This is a genomic window from Luteibacter sp. P4_D7_3 (genome assembly GCF_056401735.1).
Genome location: NZ_JBFUIT010000202.1, coordinates 1 through 7,378, shown reverse-complemented (window position 1 = coordinate 7,378; position 7,378 = coordinate 1). Strand labels below are relative to the sequence as shown.

Sequence of the window (7,378 nt, the reverse complement as noted above, 5' to 3'; positions counted from 1 at the left end):
ACGTACACCGCCGCGGTCATGGCCGATTAACCCCCGCAACGGTAGAAGCAACGTTCCTCACAAATCAGGCTGGCGCGTCATGCAGGGTATCGGTCGGCTCCTTGTTCTCGCCTTGATCGCCGCCAGCCCGGCGCATGCATCGGAGGGGCCGCAACCGCTGCCCCTCCCTTTGCCGGTTCCGGCGCCGCGCGATGTTCCTTTCAAGGGGAGCATCGGGCTCGCCGTCGACGCGACGGACACGGCGCAACGTATCTATCGCGTGCGCGAATCGATACCCGTTCAGTCGGACGGACCCATGACTCTCCTCTACCCACAGTGGGAAACGGGAAGCCATGCGCCGACAGCGTCGGCCACCGCGCTGGCCGGGCTCGTCATCCATGCGCAAGGTCGGCCACTCACATGGCAACGCGACACGGTGAATCCGTTCGCTTTCCATCTGGACATTCCTTCCGGCGTGACCACGCTCGATGTCGTTTTCGAGTTCCTGTCGCCCTTCTCCGCGCGACAAGGCTTGGTGAGTGCGACGCCAGACATCGTCACCGTTCCGTGGCAGAGCGTGGTTCTCTACCCTGCCGGTTGGTTCGTGCGGAACATTCCGGTGACGGCACGACTGACGCTGCCGCCAGGTTTTGGATACGTCACCGCGCTCGAAAGCCGGCCCGGAAGTTCCGTTGAGTTCAACACGACATCCCTGGAAGCGCTGGTCGACTCGCCCGTCTTCGCAGGCCGGCACGTCGAGCGATATGAACTTGCTGCGGCGGGCGACGCGCCGGTGCGACTGACCACCCTCGGCGGGAACCCCGATGACGTAACCGTGGACGCGAAGGAACAGGAACGGCTGCGCGCGATGGTGCAACAAGCACGCAAGCTGTTGCCGACGCGTCACTACGACCACTACGATTTCATGCTGGCCCTCAGCGACACCCTGCCCGGCCCGGGAGGCATCGAGCAGGCGCAGTCCAGCAGCAACGTGCTTCCTCCGGATTTCTTCCGGAACAACGCAAACTACCTTGTCGACCGCGATCTGCTCGCTCACGAATTCGTGCACTCGTGGAACGGCCGTTACCGCCAGCCCGCCGACCTGTGGTCGGCTACGTTCAACGAGCCCATGCGCGGCAGTCTGCTCTGGGTCTATGAAGGCCAGACGGAATTCTGGGGCCGCGTGCTCGCCGCGCGCGCTGGGTTGCGCAGCAGACAAGAGACCCTCGATGCGCTCGCGGTGGGTGCAGCCGGTGTCCTTGGCCAGAGCGGGCGTGAGTGGAAGTCCCTGCAGGACAGTACCAACGATCCCCTGATCGCCGCGGGCCATCCACTCTCATGGCGCGACTGGCAACGACGCGAGGACTACTACGGCGAAGGGGTTTTCCTCTGGCTCGCCGTCGATGCCGAGATCCGTAAGAAAACGGGCGACAAGAAGAGCCTCGACGATTTCGCACGTGACTTCTTCGGCAGCGGCCAGGAGGGCGACATGACGACGTCGACATACACCTTCGACGATGTTTGCACAGCCCTTCAACGCGTCGCCGCAAACGACTGGCCAACCTTTCTGCGCTCCCGCCTCGACAGCCATGACGCGGCCCGTGTAACGGATGGCCTGGAACAGGAGGGCTACCGTCTCGTTTTCGATGCCACTCCTGGCGAGTATTTCCGGCAAAGTGAAATCGACGCCGGTGCCCGCGACTTCTCCAGCGCCATTGGCCTCACCGTCGGCAAGGGCGGCATCGTAAAAGCCGTGTCGTGGAACGGCCCGGCGTTCCACATGGGCTTCGCTCCAGGTGCACGCATCGATGCGGTGAACGGGGTCGCCTATCGACCTGAGTTGCTCGAAGATGCGCTCAAGGCGGCGCGGCCCAGCCCTGTACGGCTGACGACAACGACGGACGGGAGGACATCCACTGTCGCCATACAACCGGCGGGACCGCTCCGCTATCCGCATCTTCAACGCATCGAGGGCACGCCGGACCGCCTCAGCGCACTGCTTGCCGCCCGGCGCTAGTCGGTTGTCACGCCGGGTGTCGATGGCACGGGCTGGAGTTGACGAACCGCCTGGGTAAACGACGGCAACAGCAGACGGTTGGCAAAGCCGCTCAGGTGGTCGCCGTCGAACATCAGTGGTTTGCCGTCGAGAAGGCCATTGCACTCTGCGCCCACCGGGCAAAGCAGCGGGAAGGGATCCCAGACAGCCGAGCCGGGCACCTGGCCTGCCAGCGAATGAATCGAGGCGAGCATCGGTGCGCGAAGGTGCTCGAACTCGGCTCGGTTCACCGTGGTGCCGTCCGCACACACCGGGTTACTCGCCGTCCACACGTCCGCGCAACGGAACAGGGGTGCTTTCAACACCAGGTTCGGCGCCTCGATCATCGGGCGCGCGCCGGTGGCCCGGATACGCTGGAGAATCTTCGCCCCCTCCAGCACGGCGGCATCGCGTTCTTTCGCCGCGGCATCGCCGAAGACGAGTTCCTGCATGCCCTCCTGAGGCAGGCGAGCCCACTGGTCCACAAATCGCGGTACGCGCAGCGAAGGCATGAACACCACGTCGCCCGCGCGCAACCGAGGCAACATGTCCTCCAACGCCTGTCCCGCCACCTTGGCGCAATGAGGCATGCGGTCACGCCAGGGTTGCAGGCTCAGGAAGGGGCATCCGCCATTGTTGTAGAGCATCACCTGCGCGCCGGTATCCAGCACGTAGTCACTGAACATCGTGCCATAGGCCATGGCGTGCGAGTCACCAATGGCGAACACCCGGGGCGCGGTCACCGGTCCGCGACAGGCCTTGCGTTCGAAGACGACACGAAAGCCATCGCCGACGGGTACGGGCGTCGGCGTTACCGAACAACCTGAGGCATTGGTGATGACCGGCTTCTTCGACGGATACCAGTCATCGGCGTGACGCGCGACGGCACTGATCGAGAGCACCGGCTGGCGTCGAGCCACCCAACCACTGATCCACATGCCCGCATAGAGCGCCACGACACCACAGGCGACCACGGCAATGCGCGGCATGATCTTGAATCGGTGCGCGCGGCGCACGGTCGTCTCGACATAACGCCAGGACAGCACGGACAGGATCACCGCGATCGCCACGGCGGCGACGCGCGTGGCCAACGAACCGGTGCCTACCGTCCAGCGGAACAGCACGAATACCGGCCAGTGCCACAGGTAAAGCGAATACGACAGCCGACCGATCCGGAGCATCGGATGCCAGGTCAGCGCGCGCACGAGCGGAAAATCCATCGGGCGTCCGTGCAACAGCCCGAGCAAGGCGGCGGTCGCCAGCACCGGAAGCACGGCGCCCGGCGCGGGGAACCTGGTCGGCTGCGATGTGATCAGGCTTACCAACAAGCCGATCGACGCGAGGGCTACCGCCGGCAACAACCAGCGTGGCGTCACCGGGTCGAAGGCGTCAAAACGCCGCCCCGCCATCGACATACCAAGATAGAGCACGACGCCCACCGCCAGTTCCCAGAACCTACTGGGCAGCAGATAGAAAGCCGCGGAAGGATCGGTGGAACCCAGCTGCACGGCCTGCACGAACGACCACGCCCCGCCGATGACGAACAGACCGGTAACGACGCCGCGCCAACGCCCGCGAAAACTCCATAGCCAGAACAACGCCGGGAACAGCAGGTAGAACTGCTCCTCTACACCCAGCGACCACGTGTGCGTGTACGGGTTGTATTCGGAGATCGGCGAAAAGTAATCGTTATTGTGCTGCGCCAGGATCACGTTGCCGAAGCCGAAGAACGCGAACTTTCCCGTGCGTTGGTTGCCGTCGCTCAACCACGCGTCGGGGATGAAGACCGCCGCGACCAGTCCGGTGACCAGCAGGCAGACGATAAGCGCAGGGGCGATGCGCAGCATGCGCCGGGACAAGAAGTAGGTGATGAACGAAGGAAGCGACGTGCGCTCACGCTCACCCACCGAAGCCGCCACGACAAAGCCCGAAATCACGAAGAAAATATCAACGCCCGCGAACCCGCCCGGCAACCATGCCGGATTCAGGTGGTACAGCACGACCGCAATGACCGCGATCGCTCGCAGTCCATCGACGTACGGGAGGTACGCGTGGCGTTGGGGGGTCGACGTCATGAACAGTGGCTTCGGAGCGCGGAGGGACAAGGTTACCAGAGGGACCGCGCGGCTGAAGAAGATGCCGTGTAGTCCTGCGCCTCCCCAGAACTATCTCAAAGCCATCAAGCGGTTCCGGGAGCAAGGTGGCGAGAACCGCGCTGTCGGCGAAAACGCTAAACGCACGCTCTAATGACCACCTGTCGTACACCAACCCGCTGGCACGAGGGCGCGACGTTGGAGGTTATCGCTCTGGAGTTGTCATCCCTAACTTAACGAATCCCCTCGTGGGGACTCAGCCAGAAAAAAGGAAGACAGCCCATGGTGACTCGAACCCGTTCTTTGGTGGTCGCTTGTGTCTCAATCGTCGCGTTCGCGTACGGAAGTAGCACGGCCGCGCGCGTATTACAGTCTGGTGAACGACTCGTCGCTGGCGAGATAATGTACTCCGACGAAGGTCGCTATCTGGCCACGCTCCAACACGACGGCAACTTTGTCGTCTACCGGAACACAACGCCACTGCGGCCGATCTGGTCGACGAACACTACCGGGCGCGGCGCGGTGATGGCCGACATGCAGGGAGACGGCAACTTCGTTCTTTATGACCGCTCCCGACGCCCCGTCTGGAATACAGGCAGCAACGGGCCGAACCGGGCATTTACGATCAACGAGCTCGGGCAAGCCGTCGTGATTACACCTGGGCAGGTTCACTGGACTATGCCCGGCGCGCTGCTTCCGCTCTACCAGCGACTTCGTGTCAAGCCGGTCTTCATGAGTTCCGCAGACCGTAGCCCTGCCCCGGGAAGTTTTCCGCTGTACTGCTTTGAGAACTGGAAAGTGTGCGACGCAAAAACGCGCCATCGGCCTTGATCCAATCAGAAGAAGGGGCCCTTCCGGGCCCCTTCTTCGTACTACTTTCTGTGTCAGAACGCCTTACTTGATGACGCTCTTAACGGCATCGACGATCTTAGGCGTCGTAATACCGAAGTGCTCGTAGAGGTCGTCGATCTTGGCCGAAGCACCGAAGGTGGTCATACCGATCACCTTGCCGTCCAGGCCAACGTACTTGAACCAGAAGTCCACGCTGGCCGCTTCAACGGCGACGCGAGCGCGGCACCACGACGGCAGCACGCCTTCGCGGTATTCGACCGGCTGTGCGTCAAACTCTTCCGTGCAGGGCATGGAGACGACGCGAACCGGCACGCCCTGGTCACCCAGCGACTGCGCGGCTTCCACGGCGATACCGACTTCCGAGCCCGTGGCGATGATGATCGCCTTGAACTTCTCCGACGGTTCCCAGAGGACGTAACCGCCCTTCTCGATGTTCGCCAGCTGCTCGTCGGTGCGCGGATTGTGCTTGAGGTTCTGGCGCGAGAAGATCAGGCAGGAAGGGTTGCCCGCACGTTCGATCGCCATCTTCCAGGAAACCGCCGATTCAACCGCATCGGCCGGACGCCACACGCGATTGTTCGGGATCAGGCGAAGCGAACCCAGGTGCTCGACCGGCTGATGGGTCGGGCCGTCTTCGCCCAGGCCGATCGAGTCGTGCGTGTACACGTGGATGGCGTGTGCCGGAATGAGGCACGACATGCGCACGGCATTGCGGGCGTAGTCGGAGAACACCAGGAAGGTCGCGTCGTACGGAATGAAGCCGCCGTGCAGCGCGATACCGTTGGAGATCGCCGTCATGCCGAACTCGCGCACGCCGAAGTGGATGTAGTTGCCTTCGGCACCACCGGTCGCGATGTTCTTCGAGCCCTTCCAGATGGTCAGGTTCGACGGGGCAAGATCCGCGGAGCCGCCGATGAGTTCCGTCAGCAGCGGGCCGTACGCGTCGAGCGACATCTGCGATGCCTTGCGCGAAGCGACGACCGGACCTTCGGTCTGCATCTTCTTGATGAAGGCGGCAGCGCCTTCCTTCCAGTTGGCCGGCAGCTCACCGGACAGGCGACGCTTGAGCTCGCTGGCAAGTTCCGGGAACGCCTTGGCGTAGGCGTCGAACTTGTCGTTCCAGGCCTTCTCGGCATCGGCACCGCTCTTCTTCGCGCTCCACGAGTCGTACATGGCCTGCGGGATTTCGAACGGACCGTATTCCCAGCCCAGCTGCTTGCGGGCAAGGGCGACTTCTTCCTTGCCCAGCGCGGCGCCGTGCGAGGATTCCTTGCCTTCCTTGTTCGGCGAACCGAAGCCGATGATCGTCTTGCAGATGATCAGCGAGGGCTTTTCGCTCTGCGAGGTAGCGGCGGAAAGCGCCTTCTTGATCGCTTCGGCATCGTGGCCGTCGACCGGCTTGTCGTCGTCGCCGACCACCACGTTCCAGCCGTAGGCGCGGAAGCGCTCGGCGGTGTTGTCGGTGAACCAGTCGTGCACTTCACCGTCGATGGAAATGCCGTTGTCGTCGTAGACGGCGACGAGCTTGCCGAGCTTGAGCGTGCCGGCCAGCGAGGACACTTCGTGCGAGATGCCTTCCATGAGGCAACCGTCACCCACGAACACGAAGGTGTGGTGGTCGACGATGTCGTGGCCCGGGCGGTTGAAGCGCGCGGCGAGAACTTCCTCGGCGATCGCGAAACCGACAGCATTGGCGAGGCCCTGGCCGAGCGGACCGGTGGTCGTTTCGATGCCGGGCGTGTGATGGAATTCCGGGTGGCCAGCGGTCTTCGAACCGAGCTGGCGGAAGCGCTTGAGCTCGCCGATCGGCAGGTCATAGCCGGTCAGGTGAAGCAGAGCGTACTGCAGCATCGAGCCATGACCGTTCGACAGCACGAAGCGATCGCGATTGGGCCAATGCGGGTTCGTCGGGTTGTGATGCAGGAAGTCGCCCCACAGAACCTCGGCGATATCGGCCATGCCCATCGGCATGCCCGGGTGGCCGGAATTGGCGGCTTCCACACCATCCATGGCCAGGGCGCGGATCGCATTTGCGCGTTCGCGACGTGTCGTCATCGGCGTTCTCCAGTTAGCAAGCGGCGGAAAAACCATGATTGTCGCGCATTGATCACATCTTGTCGTGGACGTTCATGCTGCAAACGCAAAGTTAACTCCCGCTTAATCTTTCCGTTCTGTTTTTCGAGTCGCTTCAGGTTCGAAGGACTCTAATCGACCACGGCGATCGATCTTCCCCCACCCCCACGGGTCGATTGCCGCCCCGACAATAAGAGGAACACCCCCATGAAAAAGGCAGCACTTGCCCTTGCAGTTTCTTGCGCTTCGTTTGCGGCCATTCCGGCCTTCGCCCAGGACAGCAACCCGGCTGTCAGCGGCAATTATCAGCCCAGCCAGGCCGTGGGTAGCGGTAACTGGTTCATCG

General features: G+C 62.9%; 4 protein-coding genes. 2 read left to right on the top strand and 2 right to left on the bottom strand.

From position 1 onward, the window contains the following. Positions 1-79 precede the first annotated feature (79 nt). Positions 80-1,996 (top strand): M61 family metallopeptidase, encoded by a 1,917-nt coding sequence (locus tag AC1DSN_RS15570; protein ID WP_477297290.1) that lies wholly within the window; start codon positions 80-82, stop codon positions 1,994-1,996. Here AC1DSN_RS15570 and AC1DSN_RS15565 read toward each other — a convergent pair. Then, the gene (locus tag AC1DSN_RS15565; RefSeq protein ID WP_477331533.1) at positions 1,993-4,089 is read right to left on the bottom strand and encodes an acyltransferase family protein; all 2,097 of its coding nucleotides are present in this window, start codon (positions 4,087-4,089) and stop codon (positions 1,993-1,995) included. The genes AC1DSN_RS15570 and AC1DSN_RS15565 overlap by 4 nt on opposite strands. A 300-nt stretch (positions 4,090-4,389) precedes the next feature. On the opposite strand from AC1DSN_RS15565, the gene AC1DSN_RS15560 reads away from it, so the two are divergent. Then, positions 4,390-4,938, top strand: a complete 549-nt coding sequence (locus tag AC1DSN_RS15560) for a hypothetical protein (protein ID WP_477331531.1) — start codon at positions 4,390-4,392, stop codon at positions 4,936-4,938. 63 nt (positions 4,939-5,001) lie between these two features. Here AC1DSN_RS15560 and tkt read toward each other — a convergent pair whose 3' ends face one another. Further along, the gene (tkt, locus tag AC1DSN_RS15555) at positions 5,002-7,014 is read right to left on the bottom strand and encodes a transketolase (protein WP_213949616.1); all 2,013 of its coding nucleotides are present in this window, start codon (positions 7,012-7,014) and stop codon (positions 5,002-5,004) included. Positions 7,015-7,378: the final 364 nt, after the last annotated feature.